We start from the raw sequence: 23,992 nt of genomic DNA, 5'->3' as shown, positions 1-23,992 counted from the left end.
CCGCCCGAAACGCCCATTTCGCCACACCCCGCCGATCGCGATCATCGCCACATGCGCCGTGGTTCGAATGCGCACTGAACTGCCACACACATGAGAGGTCAGCCGCCGTCTCACCAGCCGGCAATTCCCTCACTCGATCGCCATAATGAATTTCAACAGCGGCCGCACATGAACGATAAACCCAACGAACACCTTGAGAGCAACTAGAACTTCACCACACAACCTATTACCCACGCACCACACCCGACAAGTAATCAATCTCACTGGCCGCACACCGTAACCAATGACATCTAGTCCACATTCCTTCCAGGCGCATAACGAAATGCGTCAATTGCCGACTGAAGCGCATTTTCGAGTCCCAAGCGGGCTTGACCTCGCCGCTCTCCCAATCGCACCGCTTCCTCATCCGAATTTGCAACAACCGGCACACGTTCGAAGTACTGCCATGCCTCATAGACGATCCGAACCTGCTCCATGGGAAGAAGCGTAAGAAGCAACGCCTCCCTGGCGCCCACCGCAGCCTTACCCTCCCGAAGGAACCACATAGTAAACAACGAATGCTCAGCAATGAACCGCCCTACCAGAACAAGAACCTGATGTCCAAGGTAGTCGCAAGTCAGCATCTTGATAGCAAGGTTGGCTACAACATCTTGACTCGGCCCCAACAGATCAACCGGCGGCTCCCATCCGTCAGGTATCTCGTCAATCCACTCAAATGCCGACATGCAACCATCTCCAAATCTGAACAATACCGCAGTTAGCCATGCTTCTTCAGGAGCCACTTAAGCGCCGGCACCGTGTTCTTGGGAATATCAACACCACCGGCTTGCAGAACCTGCGCGCAATACGATACGCAACTCTGCCGCCCCAAGCTGTAAGGGGGATAGGCCTGCATGGCAGTATCCTCAAGCCGGCCGTCAATAAACTTGATTGCACCCGGACCGTCCGGCAGATCGACGCGAACATGAATAGCGCTGTTAGGAATCTCGCCGGTAATCATGGTCCGCACCCCATTAACAGTGGGAAAGTTGACCCCACCAAACTGCTCGCTGTGTATGGTCTCGTTGCCAGAGCTTACTGTAATCATCGCATGCCGAGGATCTGCTTCGTGGTCCAGATGCACCCACGCAACTCCGTTCTCGCGGGGATCATCGGAACCCGCGGGCTTCGAGGAACCCGCCGGGGCAGCCCCCGGCTCTGTAACGGGCTCAGGTGCAACAGGCTTGGCGGCGGCGGAATCCGCTGCTGCGCCATCGCTAGCGGCACCGCTGTCCACGGCGGCGGCACCTGCGCCCTCGACAGAACTGACGTCGCCGGCAGCCGCATCGGCTACGTCAGCCGCAACGAGCCCAGCGGCCCCTGCGAGTGCGATGCTGCCGACTACTTCGGCTCCGGCAGAGACTGCGGCGCCGATCAACATGCCGGTACCGCCCCATAGAGCGCCTTCAGTTGCGCCAGCGGCGACGGCTACAAGGCAAGTGCCAGCGGTCGCGACGGCGCAGGCGATCGTCGCGGCTACAGCGACCACGGTCACGACGGCAATGAACACCGTCGCGTGCGCCTCGACCTGGCAAAAGACGTCATACCAACTGCAACTGGACCGCGAGGGTTGCGGCGGGGCCGGCGCAGGCTGGCTCTGTGTCGGGGAAGGCTTCGGCGGGTCGGGGTGGTTTCCCTGACCGGGATTGCCGGGGCTGTTGATGCCGCAGGCGGGGTGCACGCTCGTGGCTCCGCCTGCGTTGGGGCACGGCATGGGGGTCATGCCGGAGGGGTCGGCGGAGCTGATGGGCGATCCGTTGGCGTAGGAATAGCCGTTCATCTGCTGCGGATCGCCAGTGTCGACCACGGGATCGGCCTGGGCGAAGCGGCCGGTCGTGGAGTCGTAGCCACGTGGGCCGAGCTGGGTAAGGCCGGTGGTGTCCTGGAGACCACCGACGAAGCCATGGCGGTCCGGCCAAAGGGTGGCCGGGCCGCGGGAGTTGCCGAAGGGGTCCTGACGACGCTGGCTGACGGCCAGGTTGTCGGCGTTCACGGTCGCATACGCGGTGCCCTGGTGGTCGCTTAGCGTCCAACAGAGCCCGGTGACAGAACCGCGCTCGGCGACCTTCTGTCCGTTGAAGTCGTAGTAGCGGGTGCCGGTGGGGAACCGGCTGCCGGGCGCGAGGAACAGCTCCATGTCCCCGATGGACAGGGTGGTGCCGGAGGCGTCCCGAGTGATGAGACGGTTGCCGTCGGCGTCGTTGACGTAGGTGCTGGTGGCGCCGCTGGCGTCCTGGGCCGACGCGAGGCTGCCCTCGTCGTCGTAGGCGAAGGTCTGGGTAGAGCCGGCGATGTTACGGGTCTTGGTACTGCCGGCGGAGTCGTAGGTATAGGAGTTCTGACTGGACCCGGTGGGCCCGGTGGTCTGGACGTTGAGCAGCGTGTGCGGTTGCGGAGAGCCGGGAACGGGATAGGTGTACTTGCTGACGGTGTCGCCGGTGACGGCGTGTTGGGTCTGCTGAAGGCGGTTGCCGGTCTGGTCGTAGCTCCACGACAGCCAGTACGGCGCGGCCCCGCCGAGCCCGGTCGTCGACGGCGTGTCGGAGCACTTGCCGGACGCGGGTGTCCACGCCTCGGTGAGCCGCTGGAGGTAGTCGGTGGTGAAGCACTGCACGTCGGCGGCCGTGCCCTGCGGAGTGTCCGCAATGGACATGATGTGCCCGGCGTTGTCGTAGCTGTAGGCCCGGTTGGTGATCATGTAGTTCGATGCGACCGACCGCTCGGCGAGGGTGCTTTGCAAACGACCGGTGCCGGCGTCGAAGACGTTGGTGACCGCGACCTGGTTGGGCTGGTTCGGGTCGGCGAACATGGTGCGCAGAACCTGGCCGTACGCGCTGTAGTCCGTCTCCGACACCAGGGGCGTGTCCGCGTCGTTGGACACCTCGTCCAGCGTTGTGGGGTCACCGAGCGAGTCGTACCGACGCTCGATGCTCACGCCGTCCAGGCCACCGGCGGCCGGACTGGACTGGCTGGTCACCGCGCCCGTGTACTTGTCGTAAAACACCTGGAACAGGTAGTTCCCGGCGAGGAAGCCCTCAGAGCTGGGGATCGTGTACTTCACGCCGAGCGGCCGGCCGGCGTCGTCGTACTTGTACACCGACGTCGTGTACGCGTTGCCGTTGTAGTACCGCGTCGAACTTGTCGGCAAGCCCTTCACCAGGGAGTCGTAGGTCCAACCCGCCAACTGCGGTCCGGACGTCGAGCCCGCGTACTCACCGGTCTTGCGACCGATGCCGTCGTAGGCGTACGCGAGCGTCTTGCCACGGCTGTCGGTGGTGGTGAGAACCTGCCCCATGGCGTCGTATGTGGTCGACGACGTCCCGGCATCCGGGTCGGTGGAGCTCGTCTTGTGGCCGTGCAGGTCGTACGTGCTCGTCCACGTGTTCTTGCCGGTGGGATCTGTGACGGAGGCTGGAAGGCCGGCTGCGGTGTAGGTGTAGCTCGTCACGTCAGCCGCGTCGTTCGGACCGGTCTTGGTCGGATCCTTGTACTGCAACAGCTTGGTCTTCTGCCCGAGACCGTTGGAGATGACAGTCGTCGCGGTGCCGCCGTTGGGCGGCACCGTCGTCACGCGGTCGCCGTCGTAGCTGGACGTCGTATGCCACTGCTCGGTGCCGTTCAGCTCGTAGATCGAGGCGATTGGCCGACCGGCACTGTCGAAATTGGACACAGTGGTGGTGGCCACCGAACTGTCCTTCACAACAAGCAGATCACCGCTGGGCGTCGACGCGTTGTTCCAATACGCGGCGTGCGACTTCCAAGCCCGGTCCTGCGAGTCGAAGTACGTGTCGGACACCAACCGACCCCCAAGCGGCGTCGGGGCCTGGGTCTGCACGGTGTTGCCGAGCCCGTCGACCAAGGCGTAGGACGTCGCGTACTGCCCGTTGGACAGCAAGGAGTTGGTAACGACCGTGCTCGGCTTGCCGACATTGTCGTTGTAGCTGTACGTGACGTTGGCGGGCTGGTTGGCGGCCTTGCTCTCACCCGGCTTCCACACGGCGGTCAGCCGGCCCAGCGCGTCGTAGGCGCCGTCGGTGCGCAGACCGCTGCCGTCGATCGCGGTGAGGAGCACGCTGGACACCGGGTCGAAGATCCGCGTCGTGACCAGTCCGGGCGTGGACCCGTTGATCGGCGGCGACGTGGTCGCGATCTGTGTGACCGGTCCGCCGGTCTCCGGCGTGTACTTGATCGTTGTCTTGCGCCCGAGCGCGTCGGTTGCCGCGGTCGACCGGCCGTAGACGTCGTAGGTGCTGGTGGAGGTCGGCGCCTGGAACTTCTCCGTTCCGCCGGCCGGCCACGAGTCGAGACCGTCGACCTCGGTCACCTCGCCCTTGGTCGGGCTCGCGCCGAAGTCCTGCCCGTCGAAACGGGTGCGCACGTCGGTGATGATGTTGCCGCTGCCGGCTGGATTGTCCGCCGAGCACTTGCCGGATATCTTCTGCGTCTCCTGCGGGTAGCTCATCATCCACGCATCCGAGTTCTGCGCGTAGGTGAACGTCGTGCAGGTCGCCTGGCTCGGATCGCTGACGTCGCCGTCGTTTTCGGTCGTCAGGGCCTGACCGAGGCTGTCGAACGTGGTGGCCGTCCTGGTGGTGCGCCAGGAATTGCTCGCCGCCAACCAGGTCAGCCCGGTCGCCGTCGTGGTGCCGGTGATGAACGACTGGGTGCCGTCGTTCTCGTCGGTGCCGGTGGCGGGCGAGCTCCACGGGTCGTTGATGGTCGCGGTGATCGCTCTGCCGTTGTTGTAGCTGACGGTCTCACGAGGGTATCCGGCGAACTGCTTGCTGTCGGTGATCGATGGTCCCGGGATGTCGCCCTGCGTCGCCGGCACGGAGAAGCCATCCATGCCACGCATGTAGACGGCCTTGGTCACCACCTGTGGGCCGGCCGGATCGTTGGCCTGCCCCTTCGTGGTGGTCACCTGGTCGTAGCCGCGCCACTCCGAGTACGTGCGGTACTTGTTATCGCTCAACACGTTCTCGTCGAAGTGCCAGGCACCGCTGTCCGGTCCCTCGCCGTAGTCGTACCTAGTGAGCATGGGCTGCGACAGCGCGGTTGCACCGTCGTCGGTGATGGCTGTCACGACGTACTTGTTGAACCAGTCCATCACCGGTTCGGTCGCGCCGCCGGGCGTCCAGTAGACGGGGTAACACCGGCGGCCGTTGTTCGACGGTGTGGGTAGACTCGACGGCGAGCAGTCCGGATCCGAGTACGTGACGGTTGTCTTGCCACCCAGCTCGTTGACGATGGTCTCGATGCGGTTGTGGTTGAACGCTGTGTAGTTGTGAGTCAGGTCGACCCGGTTGGCCATCAACTTGTGGCTGAACGTGGTCGGCGGCAGCGCCAGGTCATGACCGCCGGCCTTGCCGGTGTGGGTGATGCTGTCCAACCAGAGCGCCGGGCTGTTGCCATCGTCGGTAAAGGGCAGGGACTGGCTCAGCGCCCACTGGTTGACCGGGGTCTCGCCGCCCTTGCCGTCGCTGACCTGTGTGGTGATGGTCGTGAGCTTCTTGGTGCTGAAGAACGCGGGCGAAATGCCTTCACAGCGCGCGTTTGCGGTGCAGACGAGGTCGTTGGGCACATCGCAGTTGCCCGTCGCGTTCGAGGCGCACCGTTGCGCCGTCTCGAACTTGACCCGAGCCGGCGGAGAATCCGTGAACAGGCTGCCGATGTTGGTGTTCAGGCCGTAGTCGATGTGGTCCAGGTAGCCGTCGCGGTCGTAGCGGACCCCCGTCGTGCCGAGGTTCTTGCTGTAGTAGTTGGATTCCTTGTTGTAGAAGTACTCGGTCGCGTTGCCGTGGGGGTCGACCACGTAGTCGAGGTTCCAGCGCCATGCCTGGTCGCACGCGGAGTCCGCGAAGGCGGTCTGGTGGCAGGGTTCCAGGTTGTTGTTGCCGAAGACCGGCTCGGTCCAGGTCGAGTTGGTCTCCGGGTTGCCGCCCTGCCAGCCGGGCAGGTGGTTCAGCCCGAAAAACGCCTGCGTGCCGTCCTTGGTCGTGACCTTCCAGTACTCGCCGTTGTTGTCGCCGTTGGCGCCGCCGGTCAGCCGTTCGACCTTCGACCCGTCGTCGTTCTTCGGGTGCCACGAATCGCCGTTCTTGACCAGTTGGCCGCTCATCGCGCCGAAGGAGATCGTCGCGTTGTCCGTGGCCCAGCAGGCGTCGCCGGTCTTGCGCTGCCCGTTGTTGCCGCCGAGATCCTGGGCACAAGGCTTGTAGGCGCGCTCGACGAACCCGCCGGTGGTCAGGTTCCAGCCTTCGCCGACGAACGACGACTGGTCGTTGCTGGCTGCCGTCAAGCCGTCCACGCTGCCCGAGGAGTAGGACAGCGCGACTCCCGGGGCCTGCCCGCCGACGGCTGCCGGAACGCCGATGGGGTAGGTGTACGTGAAGTCGCCACCCGCGCCACCCGACGTCCACGAGCCTGAGGGGGACAGGCTGCTCGCGGCGAAGTCCCCGCTGTCCGAGCTCGTGCCGCCGACCGCCGCGACGACAACGCCTTCGGTCGCCGACGGCATCGTCACGTCGGTGGAGACCGTCTTGTGGGTGAGGTCGTTGGACGAGTCCAATGGCGTGGCCAGGTGGCACTGGTCCTGGTCCGGTGTGGTCAAAATGCATGCGGGGTACTGCACGAACCTCAGGCGTCGTCCGTAGTTGGCACCGTACGCCCCGCCCGCGCCCGAGTAGTCCAGTTGTAGCGTCAGCGGACCGCTGGTGTCACCGGACACCGGCTTCACCTGGATCAGCGACCCCTGCACGGAGGCGCTGGACGCGACCGCATGGTCGACGGCGATGACGTCGAACTGGCCGCTGGAGTGCGGGGTGGCGCTCACGGCCCGACCGATGTACACACTGCCTGCGGGCTGTAGAACGCCGGCATCCGGTGGCAGACCCAGGTGGTAGGTGGCCGCGGCCGGCCACGAGACCTGTGGGGCCGGGGCCGAGGACGGTGGTGGCACCAGGACCGGTCGGTTGGCGACAGCCTGACCCGCGACCGCACCAACCTGTTGCAGCGTAGGAAGATCCCAGCCAAGGCCGTGCCAACCGCTGGTGTTGGGCGCGGCTACGGCCTGAGCCGTGGTTGCCAGCAGCGCGATCACCACGCCGGCGGCCGCTGTTCTCGTCAGAAAGGTTCTACGACGCACGCCTATCACGCCATCCCCCTCGTGTGCCTGAAATGCGGTGACCGGCATGGTTCAGTGCCTGATGCCGTAGAGCAGTCCGGGATCGTCGACCCGCTTGTCCGCCAGGGTTTCCGCGTTGGTCAGGATTCCCGAGTAGATCCGCACACCGGCGATTCCGCCGTACCACTGGTCCGTCGTCTGGCCGGCCCAGCTGTCCTGACCGAGGAGAATGCCGCCGGATCCGTTCCATCCGCTGACAGTGTCGGTCGAGCTCCCGGCCCGCACGACTGCCGCGGTCTGCTTAATGCCGTTGACGTACAGAACAGCTGTGTTGGCTGTCGCGTCGTACACGCCCTCGATGTGCGTCCAGGTGTTGTCGGACACGTCCTGGTCGCTGTACACGATCCAGCCACCGCCATGGTCGGGTGAGGCGCTGACGGTGAGGCTCCACTTGCCGTGGTGGGCACCGCTGGCATCGTCGACCGCGCGATAGCCCAACGCGAACGGCAGATACGGCCCGTCCATGGTCGAGGCCGCGCTGCGTGAACGGGTGTCGACCGCTCCCTGAGAAGCGACATCAGCCGCCGTCCAGGTGTGCTTCACCCACGCCTCAACGGTGTAGGAGTGATCCGTGCGGAGGTTGGCCGGACGCGCTGCCTGCACCTTGCCGGTGTTGGTGTTGTCGACCTGGGCCGAACAGCCGTCGCCGTCACGAGCCAAAACAATGCCGCCGGACGCGGTGGCCTGCGACTTCGAGGCCGTATCGAAGTAGCCGAGACTGTCGAGCGCGGCGATCTGGTCGTCGGTCAGAGCCTGGTTCCACATCTGGACCTGACCGACCGCCCCCTTGAAGAAGTTGCTCCGGCCGCCGGCCGAACCGATGTACAGGCTTCCGGTCGCCTGCCACACCGATGTGACCGTACGCTGGGCCTGGAACTTGCCGTCTAGGTAGAGCTTGATCTGCATCGAAGCACGGTCGAAGACGCCGGTGACCAAGGTCCACCTACCCGCCTGCGGTGTCTGGTCCTTGTAGATCCACTGGTAGTTGTCGGTGCTGGCGTTGTCGGACGTGGTCATGCCGAAGATCCATCGGTTGACGTCCGGCGAGTACCGGATCTGGAACGCGTCCTGGTTGGTGCCGTGCTGGGTCACCACGGTGTAGAAGCCGCTCAGATCCTCCGGTTTCGCCCACGCCGACACGGTGAATGAGCGGGAGGTGTCCACGACGGAGTACTGGGTGCCAGCCGAAGCCGATGCGCCGTCGAAATGGACGGCCTTGCCGCCCGAAGGTCCATCGGTCCAGCCGTAACCGCCGGTCAACGTGGCCTTGTCGGCGTACGGACCTGTGTCGTTCGCTGTCGTGCCGCTGCCTTCGTCGAGTGGCCAGTAGGCGGCCCGCGAAGTGACGTTCGAGGTCTTGGCGGTGAGGTCTGGGCCGCACCCCTCACCGAGGTTGTACTGGGCCAGCGGGGCCGCGGTGTTGGCCAGGTCATGGACCTCCTTGCCGGACAACACCCGCTGCCAGACCTGCGGACTGTCGATGTCACCCGGGAAGAAGTCGCCGATGCCGCCCGCGGCAGCACCGATGATCAGCGGACCGCTCGCGTGCCATGCCTTGCCTGCCGCCGACTGCTGTCTGACGCCGTTGACGTAAAGTTCGATCGTCCCCGTGGAAGCGTCATAGGTGCCGACCAAGTGAGTCCATGCGTTGAGCTGCACCTGACTACCCGACTTCGCGGCGGCCCGGTAGTAGGCCGCTGGGCTGGACGAGTCGTCGCTGGGCAACGTGAACGCCCAGTTGTCGATGTCCCTGGCGTACTGGAGATAGAAGGAGCTGGCCATGCTTCCGGTGGCCGAGACCGCGGTTCGGTAGGCGCCTGTCTGCTTGAGATACACCCAGGCGGACACGGTGAAGGACTTGCTCGTGTCGACGACCGGGGCGCCGGTCGTCACGTACCCGGTGGCGCCGTCGAACGTGAGCGACCCGGCCGTGCCCTCGGCGTAGCCGTTGGTGTCCGCATGCGTCCACGGCGTGCCGTGATCGTGGCCGGGCCGCCAGTCACCGCCGCCGATCAGCGTGCCCGCATGTGCCAGCGCGCTCTCGTTGTTCGGCGTCGAGGTCACCGAGTCGGAAACGACCCGGTCGCCCATTTCGTCGAAGCCCCATGCGCCGACGAGTCCGGTCGACGGGATCAGCGCGTTGGGCACGTTGTACGAGCACGAGGGCGCGTCCAGGGTCAGGCTGGCCACGCAGGTCGCGTCCTGATCGCTCGGCTTCCCGGCGCGGTTGACCGCTCGCACGTGGATGTAGTTCTGGAGGCTGCTGAGCGCGGTGACGCTCAAAGACGTGGTCGCACCGGTCCGGCTCGTGTTCGGGGTAGCCGGTGCGGTCGGCGAGGTCTGTACCTCCGGCTCGGTACCGTCGGTCGTGTAGATGAAGTGATCGATGTCGTACAGGCCGGGTGTGGCCAAACCGACGGAGACGTCGAAGGTCGCGGTCTCGCCCTGTGTCGACGGCGGTGTTCCGGTCATCGTCACAGTTGGTGACGGAGGCGCGATGGCGTCCTCCGTGAACTCACACCTCGCTGTTTCACCGGAGGAGAGGCCCCCAGCGCTCGGATCCCCGTCGGCCGCCGACATCAGCCACGAGTAGTTGCCCGCTTTCGCGAGCACGCCGGACGGTACGGTGACCTGGGCGGTTCCGCCCGAGCCGACGAACGCGGCGTTGGGGTAGTTGGTCCAGTGCGTGTTCGGCACGACATTGCCGGTGGTCCCCTGGTCCAAACCGAAGTAGCCCAGCACATTGCCGCCGTCGGGGTCGGTCAGCACGCCCTGGAGCTCAGGGGTCGGATTGGCGATCCACGGCCTGCCCTCACCCTGGACGCAGGGCACCGCGCCATCCTCCATCGCCAGGTTGGTCGGCGTGTTCGGTGGCTTGTTGTACTTCACCTGGAGAATCGGATTCAGCGCGAATCGCCGCCAGCTGTTCAGGTCCTGCTGCCCATGATCCACGTCCGCGGTCGACGCAAGCATGAAGGTTGACGTCGTGACACCGTGCGACACCGCGTAGTTCGCGGCGTCCTTCGCATCGAACTGCATCAGGACGTCCGGCGCGTCGTGGCAGTTCGTCACGTTACTGGTGGAAATGCCCAGCACCAGTGGTGGTTGCCCGGCCGACGTTGCCGAGCGCGCCCAGGAGGTGTCCGGCGTGATGCCCCCGGACAGCCAGAGTCCTGTCGCGTCGTTGTCCGAGACCGAGCACGCCGCGCTGTGCAACAGCGTGGTGTTCACTGTCGCGCTGTGGATGACGGCGCCGGCCAACTGGCTGGTGTTCACCTCGAAGTAGGACCTCGAGATCGCCGCGGCGTCCTCGGTCTCGTAGCCGGCCTTGAGGTTCGACAGGTCCTGGGTGGTCTGGTTGTAGTTCTTCTGCGTCGGAAAGCCCGACTGCACGACGACATGTGCCTGCGCGACACAGCTGTCGCACGAGCTCTCCGGATCGAGAACGACGGGGAACTTCGTCTTGGGGTCGGCCAGGAACGCCTGGTCCGGTGCGATGGTCACCGCATTCGCCGATGCGGACACGGTCATCTTCGCGTGCCTGTTGCCTCCGCCAGGCCCCAGGACCTTCTCGGCCTCGGTGCCCGCGCCACTGGAGTCCCACATGCTCGACGCGTCGCCGGTGAACAGCACGTTGCCGGTCATGTCCTTCACCTGCATGCCGCCGTCGCCCACGGACACGGTGGTGTTCCTCGTGTACAGCCCGAAGGTGACGCCCGCGATGGCGGCCGACCGCGCCGCGGCGGCCGATTTGACCACCATGTTCTCGGTGTAGCCGCGAGTTGTGACCTCGATGCGCAGGTCGACGTCGGGAAAAACGTTGGCGTACGTCGCGGCGTCCCCGCTCAGCTGCGGCACGGGCAGGTCGGTGGGCCAGGTCAGGCCGGCCTGCTTGTCGCCGAGGCCGACTCGCACGATCGGCGCAGCTGTCGAACCCGTGCCACCGGCATTGAGAACGATGTCGAGGGGGAGCGCCTTCGGCGTGATGGCGCCGTCGGGCCGCTTCACCAATGTCGCGTCGAGTGGGACCCAGGCGCCGTTCTGTTGCATCCGAACCGGCTCGGAGTGGGCGGTGAGAGTCCACGAGCCATCGGGATTCGCGACGGTCTCGGACGCATCGGTGGTCTGCGACGTCACGAGGACCTGCTTGTTGGCCTGGTGGGCCAGTTTCAGCGCGGTGGCCGGATCGGCGACAGCGTCCGGCACCGCCGGGGCGGCGGCCGCGACCGGCGCCACGATCATCGGACTGGTGAGTGACAAGCCGATCGCCAAGGCGCCGAGCGCGGCGCCGAGTCTGGAGCGAACGGCGCGCGGCAACGCAGTACTCATCACAGGTTCCCCCCTGCGCATCAGGACGGCCGACCCTGACCGTCGCGTAAAGCCTCAGTGAGACTGCCGCAAGACCGTGACCTCAGAAAGGGGCTGAACAGGCTAATAGCGGATCACAGGGTGTCACACAGAACAAAACGGACAATACCCCACGCGGGCACGGCATTATGCGTGGCGGCGGTCTACTTCGCATCAATGCCCAAGGCCAGGGCGCGTCAGGCGGCGGACGGACGGGTCCGTTGGACGTAGCGCACGACGAACGTCACCAGGGCAATGATCAGCCAGGCGACGATGCCGAGGGCCCAGAAGTTGGACACATAGCTGGGGACCCACGGCATGAGCAGGAGGCCGGCGATGTACATCACGGATATCAGGGTGTCGCGGATGGCACGGGGGTCGCGGAAGATCATGCCCCGCAGGCGGCTGCGGTCGACGCGGGCGGCCTGCATGGAAACGAGACAGACCCAAACGAACGTGAGCGCGACGGTCCAGCCGACGGCGAGAGGCTGGCGGGCGGACATGCCGAAGATGCCGAAGAAGAGGAAGAGCATCGCGAGGTTGGCGGCGGTGCGCAGGAACTTGCGGGAGGGCTGGCCGGGGTCGGGAGCGGCGGCAGCCGGGGCCTGGACGGGGGTGTCAGCGGCGGAGGCCAGGGCCAGGCGGACGAGGGGCATGTCGGAGGTCGGCACGGCGAGCTCGTAGTCGTTCTTGCTGGTGGACAGCAGGCAGCGGGTGAAGTTGCGGCCCAGCGGGACCTTGCCGCCGATCTCGTTGAGCTCGAAGGGCCCGGCCAGCAGCAGCATGCCGGACCGGCTGTGCCAGGCGACGGGCTGTCCCTGGCCCAAGTGCAGGAATCCGTTGCGCAGAGTGCCGGGATTGCCGATGACGGAGAACTTCCTCAGCAGAGAGGCCACCTTGAAGGTGTCGCCGTTGCGGTAGTTCTCGAGGTCGAGTTCCGGCCTGGATCTACGGAACAGCAACATATTGAGGTACGTGTTCGTTCCCGCGGAACGGCGGACGCGCGCAGCCACGATGCACTCCATCTGTCAAGAGGTCCCCCCTGCGCACGGTGCCGGCGCAAGTCAGACGAGAGGGTGCCGGACGGCGTGACCTCCGGGAAGCGGCCGAACAGCGCAATTCCCGGTCCGACACGGACAATCCGAACGGGATCAGCCGAAACGGCGTTGGAGGACGCGGACAACCCCCGGAATTGCCCCGTTGAGGCGGGCGGGGAAGCGCAGCCAGGAGGGGACGAAGATCTCGGTGCGGTTGTGTTCGACGGCGGCGACGAGGGCTTCGGCGACGTCGACGGGAGGGATGGGGCGCGGGCGGCGGCGGGTGTAAGGGGTGCCGCGCCGCTCGAAGAACGGGGTGTCGATGACGCCGGGGTGGACGACGGTGACGCCGACGGACCGGACCTCCAGGCGGAGGGCGTCGGCGAAGGAGCGAAGGGCGGCCTTGGTGGCGGAGTAGACGGCCTCGTCGGCGACGCCCATGGCGCCGGCGATGGAGGACACCAGCACGATGTGCCCACGGCCCCGGGCGATCATGCCGGGGAGAAGGGCGCGGGCGAGCTCCAACTGGGCGACCACGTTGACGGTGAAGAGCTCGGCGATCTTGCCGGGAGCCATGTCGGCGAAGGGGCCGGCGTGGCCGAGACCGGCGTTGAGGACGAGCAGGTCGACGTCGCCGGCCCAGGACACGAGCGGATCGACGCCGACGGCGAAATCGCAGGCGAAGGACGACGGCCCGGTGATGGTGCGGCTGGTACGGAGAACAGTCGCGCCCTTGGCGGCGAGGACGTCGGCGGTGGCGGCGCCGATGCCGGAGGACGCGCCGGTGACGAGGGCGCGCATGCCGGTCACCGCTGGCATTCGGGCTCCTTGGCGACGGTCTGCGGGGCGCGGCGGCTGAGGACGAAAACGCCGCCGGACAGCGCCGCGAGGGCGAGGACCTGGCCGATGACGGGGCCGACGCCGCTGTGCAGGGACTCGTCGAGCCACATGATGCCGATGCCGATGCCGACGAGCGGATCGAGGATGGTGATCACGGCGAGCGCGGGCGCCAGGGCGCGTTCGGCCTGGAAGGCGTTCTGGCTCAACAGGAAGCCGAGCGGACCGCACACGGCGACGGCGTAGATGGGCCAGTGGGTGAGCATGACGAGAATGCCCTGGGAGAGCTCCTCGGCGGCGAGCTTGGCCAACCCGGCGCTGACGCCGTAGAGCACACCGGCGGCGACAGCGAGGGCGAGGGCACGGGTGTTGCCGGGCCGATGGGCGGCAACGACGAGGCAAATGGCCAACAGGGCGGCAAGACCGATGGCCAACGGCAGCACGGCGCCGAGCGTCATCTCCTGGCTGTCGCCGGTCGGCTGCGCGACCAGCAAGAACGCGGCGAGGCCGGCGACGCAGAGGCCGGCGCCGAGAAGCACGACCCGGTCGAAGGAGCCGGAGAAGAGGACGCCGAACAACAGGCCCGTGACGAGAAGGGGCTGAACCAGGACCAGCGGGCCGGTGGTGAGGGCGACCCACTGGAGGATCACGCCGAAAGCGTTGGCTACCAAGGAAAGCAGCCACACGCGTTGCTGCGCGAGGTCGACGAGGAGCCCCGGCTGCAACGCGTCCCGCCGCCGCACCTGCTGCGTGGCCCGGTGCTGCAACGCACTGGTCAGGCCGAAGAAGGCGGCGCCTCCTACGGCAGCGGGCACGGCGATGAGCAGATTCATGGTGTCCTGCCTGAGAACTCCCTCAGCGCGTCGACCATCCGGGCAGCGAGCGGCTTACCGTCGACCGCCCCGCCACCGGTCACGCAGACGGTCACGTATCGTCCCCAGGTCAACGCGCCCCACGCGATGGGAACGCCCTCGGCGAGCGGAAGCACCGCGTAGGCGGCCTCGATCTCCGCGCCACCCAACGAGACCTTCCACCGCGGCCCGGGAATCACGGATGCGATGGCGCCGAACCACCGTGACTGGTAGACGAGCCGAGCCAGCAGCCGGTGCAGCGGCGCCGGCAGCAAACCGATCAGCCGCACCACGAAGTTCGCCGCCTCGGGCGCGCCGGACTCGACGCCGGCGCGCAGGGCGTCCCGAACCAACTCCAGGCACCGCAACGGATCCGTCTCCCGCACGGGCAGATCGACGGACACCGCGCCGGTCCAGTTGCCGGCGGCGCGCAGAGTGTCGGTGCCACGCAGCGACCACGGGACCATCACTCGGAGCTGATCCCCTTGGTACGCAAAGGCGAACATGGCAATGAGCAGCTCGGTCGGGGTCACGCCGAGGGCACGGGCGGTAGCGCGGACCTCGGCACCGGGCAGCTTGGCCAGACCGAACCGCCGAGAGGCCCCGAACTTCTGCCCCCGCGCCACCGAACCAGCGCGGGCCAGAGCCAGCAAACCCTTGAGTCGCAACCGAGGCAGCTTGTGGCTGATCTGGTGTCCGACGGGATTCGCCCACGCCTTGCCCTTGCCGTCGGTGCCGGTCAGCAACCCCCGCAGCACGGCGACACCGTCACCGAGGGCGTGATCCAGCTTGAACAGAATGGCCGGTTCGGACCCGTGCACGATCAGCGCCGCGGCGGTGGCGCCGACCGGCAAGGGCTCGGCGTAGAAGGTGTCCACGGCGCGCTGCAGCGGCACTCCGTCCACTTCGGACACCAGCGCCTTGGTGTCCACCGACTCGTCCTGCTCCCACCGCGGCCGCCGCAGCCAGGTCCCCGGGTCCACGTGCCCGCGCACGCCGTGCATGCCGTCCAGCATGCCGGCAACGTCGTCGACGCTGACCTCGGCCGACATCTCCAGGATCGCGCCGACGTGCTGCGGCACGCGCGGCGACGCGATGTGCACGAACAGGGCGTCCTCGGCGGACAGCACCCGTCCGAGCCGCTCCGGCCGCGACGAGTTCAGGGCCAGCAGCCCCTCCTCCACCAGCCGCTCGTCGGCCTGCTTCAGCGCCAGCCGCTCCATCTGGGCCAGCCGCGGCAGGTCCCGCACGGCGTCGGCGAGCTCGCCCTCCCGCTGGCACACCACGGCGATGCCGGCGTCCTCCATCAGCCGCGCGTTCGCCCGCCCGTGGGCCGCGATCGGACGGTGCATCAGGACGGGGCGGCCGACCGCGAGGGCCTCCAGCGACGTGGCGCCGCCGGCGTTGGTCACCACCACGTCCGAGGCGACCATCAGCGTCGCCATCCGGTCGGTCCAGCCGAGCACCCGCACCCGCGGGTCGTCGCCGATGGCGGCGCGGATCCTGGCCCGCAGCCGCTCGTTGCGGCCGCAGACCACCACCACGATGCCGTCGGGATTGCCGACCAGCAGCTCCTTGACGGTGTCCTCGGACCGGCCGAAGCCGAGCGACCCACACGCCACCAGCGACACGAACTTGTCCTGGGGCAGCTCCAACTCGGCGCGGGCGGCGCCGCGGTCACCCGGATGGAAGACCTCGTCGGCGGTCGGGGCGGAGATCGCCACCGTCGCGCCGGGCGCGCTGCGCGCCGCCACCGGCACGGCGACCTCGTGCATCACCAGGTTGAGGTCGATGCCCTGGTACACCCAGAACGGGTGCGGCGCGAAGTCCGAGACCCACGCCCCGATCGGCGTCTCCAGCCCGCGGTGCCGGCGCAGCCAGTCCAGACCGGCCGTGCCCAGCGGATACGTGGACAGGATCAGGTCGGGCTGGATCTGGTCGATCTTCGCGGCCAGCCGCCTACCGGCCCATTCGCCGACGAAGCGCTTGGACGCCCGCGCGAACCACCGGTAGCGCCAGACCGAGTCGTAGAAGAACTCGTACAGCCAGGGTGTTCGCTCCACGTTGGTGACGTAGATCCGCCGGAACGTGGGTCCGACGCCACGGCCCATCACGTCGAGCGTGTCCAGCCAGTGCGTCGAGGCTTCGGGCCACAGGCGACCGGCGGCCGCGCGCAGCGCACGGCCGGTGGCGTTGTGGCCCTCACCCATGTCGGCGGACAGAATCAGGATCCGTCGGGGCGTCGCCGAGTCCAGCACGGTGATCAGCTTGGCTCACCGCGGCCGACCGCGCCACACGACTTCCCGGATGAACTCGATCCGTCTGCGGGTCCACGCGGTGACTGAAGGTAGTCGCCCGAGGTTAGACTGAAGATCATGGCGTCCGTCCGGGAGTTGACGCGGGATCTGCTGCGAAGCTGGGGCTGCACAACGGTGTTCGGCAATCCCGGCTCGACCGAGCTGCCGTTTCTCGCCGACTGGCCGGACGACTTCAGATACGTGCTCGGCCTGCACGAATCGTCGGTGGTCGCGATGGCCGACGGATACGCCCAGTTCAGCGGCCGCCCGGCGGTGGTCAACCTGCACTCGTCCGGCGGTGTCGGCCACGGTTTGGGCAGTCTGGTGACCGCGTTCCGCAACCGGTCGCCACTGCTCGTGATCGCCGGGCAGCAGGCGCGGTCGCTGCTCAACGGGGAGCCGTTCCTGGGCGCGGTCGACGCGCCGCAGTTCCCCCGTCCGTACGTGAAGTGGAGCGCGCAGCCGGCGCGGGCCGCCGACGTGCCGGCGGCGCTGGCACGAGGGCTGCAGATGGCGACGCAGCCGCCACAAGGTCCGGTTTTCGTGTCAGTGCCGGTGGACGACTGGGATCAGCCCGGAGTTGACGTTCCGTCACGTCCTCAGGTCACCGGCTTCGGCCCGGACCCGGAGGCCATCCGGGTGATCGCGACGGCCTTGGACGCGGCCGAGCGGCCGGCGATCGTCGTCGGGGCGTCGGTGGACGCCGACGACGCCGTCGAGGACGCGATCGAGCTGGCGGAGCGCACCCGGGCCGCCGTGTGGGCGTCGCCGATGTCGTCGCGCTGCTCGTTCCCCGAGGACCACCCGTTGTTCGCGGGCTTCCTGCCGCCGGCCGACCGGCAGCTCCGGCAGACGTTGCGGGCGTACGACTGTGTGTTGGTGATCGGCGCGCCCGCGTTCGTCTACCACGTCGAAACCCCGGCCGACGGGCCGGAGCTGCCGCCGCTGCATCTCGTGCACGACGATCCGACCGTCCTGTCCTGGGCGCCGGCCGGCTCCGGGCTGCTGTCCACGCCGCGCCGAGCCATCCGCGCGCTGAACGAGCTGGTCCGGGAAACGGACCGGCCGGCGTCGGTCGAACGGCTCAAGCCCGAGACGCCCGCCGCGACCGTGCCGATGACCGGCGCGTACGTGCTGGCGGCGATCCGGCGGGCGCTGCCGGCCGACGGCGTGATCGTCGAGGAGGTGCCGAGTCACCGCAACGACCTGCGCGAACACCTCCCGATCACGGCTCGTGGCCGTGGCTTCTTCACGATCGCCAGCGGTGTGCTCGGCTACGGGTTGCCCGGCGCGGTCGGCGTCTCGCTGGCCGCCCCCGAGCGGCCGGTGATCGCGGTCGTCGGCGACGGCTCGGCGATGTACGGCATCCAGGCGCTGTGGACCGCCGCGAAGGAACACGCCTCGGTCACGTTCGTCGTGCTGGACAACGCCCAGTACGCGGCGCTGCGGTCGATGGCGGAGAGCGCCGGCGTGGCCAAGGCGCCCGGCGTCGACCTCGGTGGCCTGGACTTCTGCGCGCTGGCGGCCGGCATGGGATGCCGATCACGCCTGGTGGAACGCCCGGAGGAACTGGACGAGGCGCTGGCCGCGGCGGTGGGGGCGAGCGGGCCCACTGTGCTGCATGTCCGGGTCGATCCGGGGTACTCGCCGCTGTACTGACGGCCCGTGTTACCGTGGTTGACAATCCCCGAACTGGCTGGTCAAGCGCCCGATCGTGGGCATTTCACGAAGGAGCGCAGTGTCGGACGTGAAGACCACCCGTGGATTCTGGACCCGGGTCGCCGACTCTTTCCTGCGGACGCCGACCGAGGGCGCGCCGACGCTGGCGGTGCCGGTCTGGCTGCGCCGGGCGACGCCGTGGTTGATCGCGGCGGTGCTGGCGTGGTTCGTGGTGTGCACGATCATCTGGCCGGTCGGCATGTGGATGCAGATCGACCTGGAGGTGTACCGGGCCGGCGGCCTGGCCGTGCTGGACGGGCGGCCGCTGTACGACCACCCGCTGGTGGCCAGCCTGATGTTCACCTACACCCCGTTCGCCGCGATCATCTTCGCCCCGCTGGCGCTGCTGCCGCTGGTCGGCACCGAGGTCGTGTACACCGTCGTGACGGTGCTCCTGCTGCTGTTCGCGGTGGCGAGGTGCTGGCGCTGGATGGGCTACCGGCGGGACCGGGCGGCCGTCGGGATCGTGCTGCTGGGCACCGCGCTGGCGCTGATGTTCGAGCCGGTGCGGACCACGCTGTACCTGGGGCAGATCAACGTCCTGCTGCTGGCGATCGTGGTCGCCGACCTGCTGCGCACCCGCAAGTCGAACTGGATGGGCGTCGGCGTCGGCATCGCCGCCGGCATCAAGCTGACGCCGCTGGTCTTCATCCCGTACCTGCTGCTGACCAGGCAGTTCAAGGCCGCCGGCGTGGCGTTCGCCAGCTTCGTCGGCACCATCGCGCTGGGGTTCGTCCTCAAGCCGCACGACGCCTCCAGCTACTGGCTGGGACAGAAGTTCAGCGAAGTCGCCCGGGTGGGTGACGTGTGGTCGACCGGCAACCAGACGCTGCGTGGTTTCCTGGCCCGGCTCGTGTCGCCGCCCGAGGCCACCCAGAACGTGTGGGTCGTGCTGGCGCTGCTCATCGGCGCCCTCGGCTTCGGCGCCGCCATGCTGGCGCACCGGCGTGGCGAGGAACTGCTCGCCGTCAGCGTCATCGGGCTCTGCTCCACCGCCGTGTCGCCCTACTCGTGGTCGCACCACTGGGTGTGGTTCGTGCCGCTGGCCGTGTTCGCGCTGCACCGGGCCCTGACCACCGGCAAGGCGTCCATGTGGGTACTGACCGCGTACGTGTACATCACCGCCTTCGCGTGGCCCGTCAGCTTCCCCGTGCACGATCCCGGCGCGCGGGCCAGCACCGGCATCTGGATGATCGACTGGTCCGGCGACGTCGTCACCCGTAACGAGTACCTGATCGCCTACCTCGTCACCGCCGTCTTCACCCTGGTGCACCTACGCCGTTCGAAGGTTGTCGCGTCAACCGACGGGGTGATCGACAACCGCGACCCGGTGCCCAGCCGCTAGGATCGCGGCAAGCCCGGCGCACGGGCGGCGAGGCGTTGGCCCGCGAAGGGTTCGAACAGCCCATGGCATTCGAACCCTTGAGGCGCAACGATGTTCGCTCCCCGTACAGTTCCCTGCCGGCTTCCCGACGGCACCACGACCGTCACCACCGTCCGGCACGACCGCCGCTCCCGGATGGCCACCATCCGCCTGACCGGCACTTCCCTGTTCACCGTGTCCGTTCGTGGCCGGCACATCGACGAGCTCGCCGAGGCCCTCCGCGAAGGCGACAGCCTCGGCGTCCCCTGCCGGCACGCCGAACACGGCGACTGGCTGCTCGGCGTGCACCCGCACCAGTGGTGGGTCAATCCGCACGCCGAACGCCTGCCCATGGAGTTGTACCTGCTGCTGCCCGACGACCAGCAGGTCATCGTCGTGTTCACGCCGGACGAGGCGGACCAGCTGGTGTTCGCGCTACTGACCGCGGACCTCGTCGGGGCTGACCAGTGCCGTTGAAAGTAAGAGCTCGTCTCACGTGGATCTTGCTCGGCCGCTGCCATGATCAGACGTTGTGACGGATGCGTTGTCGCAGCGGCTGGTGCCCGACGAGTTGTGGGCACTGGTCGCGCCGTTGGTCCCACAGTTCACGCCGCGTCGGCAGGGCGGTGGGACGACGCCGGTGGACGACCGGGCGGTGTTCACCGCGATCGTGTTCGTGTTGACCAGCGGCTGCGCCTGGCGGCATCTACCGCCGTCGTTCGGGGTCACAGTGCCGACCGCGCACCGCAGGTTCACCGAGTGGACCAAAGCGGGCCTGTGGCCACGGGTGCATCGGGCGGTCTTGGACGAGTTGGGCGGCCAGGGCTTGATCGATTGGTCGCGGGTGGTGGTGGACGCGGCGGCGGTGCGGGCGAAAAAGGGGGATCGTTGACCGGTCCGAGCCCGGTCGATCGAGGCAAGCCGGGCTCGAAGATCCACGCGCTGTCCGACCGGGCCGGTCTGCCGTTGTCGGTGGCGGTGTCGGCGGCCAACACCAACGACGCCTACGGGCTCAAACCGTTGGTGCGGGCGATCCCCGCAGTGAAGTCGCGGCGTGGTCCCCGTCGGCGCAAGCCGGCGAAGTTGCACGCGGACAAGGCCTACGACATCAAGGAGTTACGGGCGTGGGTACGCGAGCAGGGGATCGCGGTGCGGATCGCCCGCAAAGACACTGAGTCCAGCGCGCGGCTGGGTCGGCACCGGTGGGTCATCGAACGCACGATCGCCTGGTTGTTCGGGTACCGCCGACTCGCGATGCGGTACGAGCGCAAGGCGAACCACTTCTGCGCGTTCCTGACGTTGGCGGCGGCCTTGACTTGCTTCAAGAGGCTCGCCAAGGCCGCCACGTAAGACACCCTCTAATACGACAACGACAGGTTGTAATCTAGGTCCGGACTCTGGTAGTTGATCTTGTTGTGTTGGCGGAGATGGTGGCGGACTGGTCGGCGAGCTTCGAGGCGTTTCTGGGCCGGTTCGCCGGCAGGTTCCCCCGAGTGGAGTCGCGGCGCCGGATGCGCTGGTATGTCAAGGGATTGCTCGCCGAGATCGAGCGGAAGAACGGGTGGACGCTGGCCGAGGCCGCCGGGGATGCGGGGCCGGAAGGCATGCAGCGGTTGCTGAACTTCTACGCGTGGGACACCGATGGCTTGCGTGACGACGTGCGTGCCGCGGTTGTGGAACGCATCGGTGACGGTGAGCAGGGGGTGCTCATCGTCGACGAGACCGGCTTTCTGAAGAAGGGTGCCCACTCCGCAGGAGTCGCACGGCAGTACTCGGGCACTGCCGGCCGGATCGAGAACTCGCAGATCGGGGTATTTCTGGCGTATGCCTCACCACGCGGTCGTGCGCTGATTGATCGGGAGTTGTATCTGCCCAAGGACTGGACCGATGATCGTGACCGGTGCCGGGCGGCTGGCATTGATGACGAGGTGGAGTTCGCGACCAAACAGGTGCTGGCCCGCCGGATGATCGAGCGTGCGCTCGCGACGGAGGTGCCGTTCGGATGGGTGACCGCCGACGAGTTGTACGGGCAGGACACGAAGTTCCGGCTGTGGTTGGAGACCGTGGACGTCCCGCATGTGGTGGCGGTGCCCAAGTCGGCGATGGTGGTGTCGATGCACTTGGCCAAGGTCCGGGTTGCGCGGATGATTGCGGACGTCGCGGACGCAGATTGGCAGCGGCTCAGCTGCGGGGACGGAGTTCGTGGCCCTCGGGTGTCGGACTGGACGGCGGTGGAGATCCGGCCGTTGCGCCGGCGGGGTTGGGGGCACTGGCTGCTGGCTCGGCGTTCGGTCAGCGATCCGACCGACATCGCCTACTACGTGTGTTTCGGGCCTGCCGATACCAGCTTGGCGGAGCTGGTTCGTGTCGCGGGCAGCCGCTGGGCGATCGAGGAGTGTTTCCAGACGGCGAAGAACGAGACCGGTCTGGATCACTACCAGGCGCGGGGTTACCAGGCGTGGTACCGGCACGTCACGCTGTCGATGACGGCGTTGGCGTTCCTGGTGATCACACGGCCAACCGTTGAAAAGGGGGCTCCGTTGCTGGCGATGGTCAGACCGTGATCCCGTTGTCGGTCAACGAGGTTCGCCGGTTATGGAACCGGGTCGTGGTCCGTTCCGCCCACACCGTCGATCACATCCTGCACTGGTCACGGTGGCGGTTGGTTAGCCAGGCCCGTGCCCGAGCTAGCCACCACCGGAGACAACATCACGACCTGTCGTTGTCGTACTAAGCGAGATCATCAAGCTGATTGAGGCGGACGGATGGCGGCTACATCGAACGACCGGGACTTGGCAGGAGGCCCCAGTGAGCACGTTCGCGATCATCGTCGAACGCGCCGAGGACGGTGGTTACGGCGCGTGGTCTCCCGACCTGCCCGGATGCGTCGCCCTTGGCGACACCCCCGAGGAGACCTTGCAGGAGATGCGGGAAGCCATCCAGGGCCACCTTGACGTCATGCGCGAACTCGGCGAACCCATGCCCCGCCCGAGCACTGTCATCGCGACCACTGTCGAAGCCGCGTGAGTCACTGCGTTTGGGGTTCGCTGATCTCGGGACCGTGAGGTCGATCAGCGGCAGCACGGCGAGGTCCTTGGCCGGCAAGGCCCCGAAGTCCCGCTAATCCCGGGTGACGGGGGTTCGGCCGCGGAGTTCCATGGCGGTGCGAACCCGCTGCTCGGCCAGGGCGCGGGCGGCTTGGTGCGGGGTGGCGCCGGTGGTCGAAGCCGCCTCCAGGACGGTGGCGGCGTTGGCGCGGAGCTTGGACGAGATGGTGGCGTAGATGGCGGCGGGGTCGGGGCGGAAGGCGGAGTGGCGGGCGTCCATGGCGTAGGCGGCAGCCACTACCCCGCCGGCGTTGGCGATGAAGTCCGGGAGGACGGGGATGCCACGGGAGGCCAGGACCTGCTGGGCGTCGGCGGAGGTGGGCATGTTGGCGCCTTCGACGACGAAGCGGCAGGACAGGCGGGAGGCGAGGGACGCGTCGATGACGTCCTGGAGGGCGCAAGGAGCCAGGACGTCGGTGGGGACCAGCAACTCCGCGCCGAGGGGTAGGCGTTGCCCGCCGGAGTATTCGAGGACGGCGGCGTCGCCGGGGACGGCCAGCAAACGATCCAGGTCCAGGCCGGACGGGTCGTGCACGGCACCAAGAGCCGAGGAGACGGCGACGATGGTGGCGCCGAGCTCCGCACACCGCCGGGCGGCGGCGCGGCCGACGGCGCCGAGGCCCTGGATGACGACCCGCTGACCGGCAAGCGGGAAGACGGCGTCGGTGGCTTCGGCTACGCCGAAGCCGGTGACGCCGAGCTCGTCGTAAGGGACACCGCCCAGCTCGGCGGGGGTGCCGACGGCGGCCCCACGATCCCGGAGCTCGTCCTGCACGATGGCGGCGTCACGCTCGGTGAGCCCCATGTCGAGGCCGATGACGTACTCGCGAGGGATCTCGTTGGACAGGAGTCGGACGAAGGCCCGCAGGGCGGCTTCCTTGTCGGGCGACGACGGGTCGAAGCGGATGCCGGCCTTGGCGCCGCCGAAGAACAGGTCGACGCCGGCCCATTTCCAGGTCATGACCCGGGCGAGCCGGGCGACCTCGCCGACGGACAGCGTCGGGCTCATCCGGGTGCCGCCCTTGCCCATGCCGCGCGCGGTGTTGTCGATGACCAGCACGCCCTTCATGCCGGTCCGCGGGTCGGACACGCAGACGACCTTCTCCGGGCCCCACTCGTCCATCAGCTCGAACATGCGGCCCACGCTAGCGACATGCAGGAGGAAAAGGGCTCTGGGATCCGAGCTACAGGGCTGCTGAACCTTAACCCCAC

Annotated in this window: 14 protein-coding genes; 6 read left to right on the top strand and 8 right to left on the bottom strand. The window is 67.6% G+C overall.

Annotation, left to right across the window (positions count from 1 at the left end):
* Nucleotides 1–290: 290 nt before the first annotated feature.
* The 7 genes from BJ998_RS32230 to BJ998_RS32200 all read right to left on the bottom strand — a co-directional run bounded on the left by BJ998_RS32230 (nt 291) and on the right by BJ998_RS32200 (nt 16,552).
* Nucleotides 291–725: a hypothetical protein gene (locus tag BJ998_RS32230; protein WP_184867086.1), complete on the bottom strand. Its 435-nt coding sequence runs from the start codon at nt 723–725 to the stop codon at nt 291–293.
* Between the two features lie 32 nt (nt 726–757).
* Nucleotides 758–6,871: an RHS repeat domain-containing protein gene (locus tag BJ998_RS49290; protein WP_184867085.1), complete on the bottom strand. Its 6,114-nt coding sequence runs from the start codon at nt 6,869–6,871 to the stop codon at nt 758–760.
* Between the two features lie 363 nt (nt 6,872–7,234).
* On the bottom strand, nt 7,235–11,551 hold the full coding sequence (locus BJ998_RS32220; protein WP_184867084.1) for a LamG domain-containing protein: 4,317 nt from the start codon (nt 11,549–11,551) through the stop codon (nt 7,235–7,237).
* A gap of 215 nt (nt 11,552–11,766) precedes the next feature.
* On the bottom strand, nt 11,767–12,582 hold the full coding sequence (locus tag BJ998_RS32215) for a hypothetical protein (RefSeq protein WP_184867083.1): 816 nt from the start codon (nt 12,580–12,582) through the stop codon (nt 11,767–11,769).
* 138 nt (nt 12,583–12,720) lie between these two features.
* On the bottom strand, nt 12,721–13,425 hold the full coding sequence (locus BJ998_RS32210; protein WP_184867082.1) for an SDR family NAD(P)-dependent oxidoreductase: 705 nt from the start codon (nt 13,423–13,425) through the stop codon (nt 12,721–12,723).
* Entirely contained in the window at nt 13,413–14,276 is an 864-nt protein-coding gene (locus BJ998_RS32205) for a DMT family transporter (RefSeq protein WP_184867081.1), read from the bottom strand. Before BJ998_RS32205 ends, BJ998_RS32210 begins: the two co-directional genes overlap by 13 nt.
* Nucleotides 14,273–16,552 carry a WS/DGAT domain-containing protein gene (locus BJ998_RS32200; protein ID WP_184867080.1) on the bottom strand — a complete coding sequence of 760 codons (2,280 nt, stop codon included), beginning with the start codon at nt 16,550–16,552 and terminating at the stop codon, nt 14,273–14,275. The genes BJ998_RS32205 and BJ998_RS32200 overlap by 4 nt, the downstream gene beginning before the upstream one ends.
* A gap of 117 nt (nt 16,553–16,669) precedes the next feature.
* Here BJ998_RS32200 and mdlC point away from each other — a divergent pair, with 117 nt between their 5' ends.
* The 6 genes from mdlC to BJ998_RS48745 all read left to right on the top strand — a co-directional run bounded on the left by mdlC (nt 16,670) and on the right by BJ998_RS48745 (nt 22,700).
* On the top strand, nt 16,670–18,250 hold the full coding sequence (gene mdlC / locus BJ998_RS32195; protein WP_184867079.1) for a benzoylformate decarboxylase: 1,581 nt from the start codon (nt 16,670–16,672) through the stop codon (nt 18,248–18,250).
* A gap of 88 nt (nt 18,251–18,338) precedes the next feature.
* On the top strand, nt 18,339–19,655 hold the full coding sequence (locus BJ998_RS32190; RefSeq protein WP_184867078.1) for a glycosyltransferase 87 family protein: 1,317 nt from the start codon (nt 18,339–18,341) through the stop codon (nt 19,653–19,655).
* 90 nt (nt 19,656–19,745) lie between these two features.
* Nucleotides 19,746–20,150: a hypothetical protein gene (locus BJ998_RS32185; protein ID WP_184867077.1), complete on the top strand. Its 405-nt coding sequence runs from the start codon at nt 19,746–19,748 to the stop codon at nt 20,148–20,150.
* Nucleotides 20,151–20,205: 55 nt separating this feature from the next.
* Nucleotides 20,206–21,023, top strand: a protein-coding gene (locus BJ998_RS32180; protein WP_184857770.1) for an IS5 family transposase whose coding sequence is annotated in 2 segments (ribosomal slippage) — nt 20,206–20,548 and nt 20,548–21,023 — 819 coding nt in all. Because the reading frame shifts where the segments join, the coding sequence is not laid out codon by codon here.
* A 77-nt stretch (nt 21,024–21,100) separates the two neighbouring features.
* Nucleotides 21,101–22,237, top strand: coding sequence for an IS701 family transposase (locus BJ998_RS32175; protein ID WP_425558910.1), 1,137 nt, complete (start codon nt 21,101–21,103; stop codon nt 22,235–22,237).
* 244 nt (nt 22,238–22,481) lie between these two features.
* Entirely contained in the window at nt 22,482–22,700 is a 219-nt protein-coding gene (locus BJ998_RS48745; protein ID WP_184867076.1) for a type II toxin-antitoxin system HicB family antitoxin, read from the top strand.
* A 93-nt stretch (nt 22,701–22,793) separates the two neighbouring features.
* On the opposite strand, the gene BJ998_RS32165 is transcribed toward BJ998_RS48745, so the two are convergent.
* Nucleotides 22,794–23,915 carry a Glu/Leu/Phe/Val family dehydrogenase gene (locus BJ998_RS32165; protein WP_184867075.1) on the bottom strand — a complete coding sequence of 374 codons (1,122 nt, stop codon included), beginning with the start codon at nt 23,913–23,915 and terminating at the stop codon, nt 22,794–22,796.
* Nucleotides 23,916–23,992 lie beyond the last annotated feature (77 nt).

The sequence above is a fragment of the Kutzneria kofuensis genome (genome assembly GCF_014203355.1).
GTDB lineage: Bacteria > Actinomycetota > Actinomycetes > Mycobacteriales > Pseudonocardiaceae > Kutzneria > Kutzneria kofuensis.
This window is presented reverse-complemented; position numbering and strand designations above follow the sequence as displayed.

Excerpts from the sequence above, each read along its gene's own strand:
- BJ998_RS32230 (WP_184867086.1), bottom strand. The coding sequence starts at position 725 with ATGTCGGCATTTGAGTGGATTGACGAGATACCTGACGGATGGGAGCCG.
- BJ998_RS32220 (WP_184867084.1), bottom strand. The coding sequence starts at position 11,551 with ATGAGTACTGCGTTGCCGCGCGCCGTTCGCTCCAGACTCGGCGCCGCG.
- BJ998_RS32210 (WP_184867082.1), bottom strand. The coding sequence starts at position 13,425 with ATGCCAGCGGTGACCGGCATGCGCGCCCTCGTCACCGGCGCGTCCTCC.
- BJ998_RS32205 (WP_184867081.1), bottom strand. The coding sequence starts at position 14,276 with ATGAATCTGCTCATCGCCGTGCCCGCTGCCGTAGGAGGCGCCGCCTTC.
- mdlC (WP_184867079.1), top strand. The coding sequence starts at position 16,670 with ATGGCGTCCGTCCGGGAGTTGACGCGGGATCTGCTGCGAAGCTGGGGC.
- BJ998_RS32185 (WP_184867077.1), top strand. The coding sequence starts at position 19,746 with ATGTTCGCTCCCCGTACAGTTCCCTGCCGGCTTCCCGACGGCACCACG.
- BJ998_RS32175 (WP_425558910.1), top strand. The coding sequence starts at position 21,101 with ATGGTGGCGGACTGGTCGGCGAGCTTCGAGGCGTTTCTGGGCCGGTTC.
- BJ998_RS32165 (WP_184867075.1), bottom strand. The coding sequence starts at position 23,915 with ATGTTCGAGCTGATGGACGAGTGGGGCCCGGAGAAGGTCGTCTGCGTG.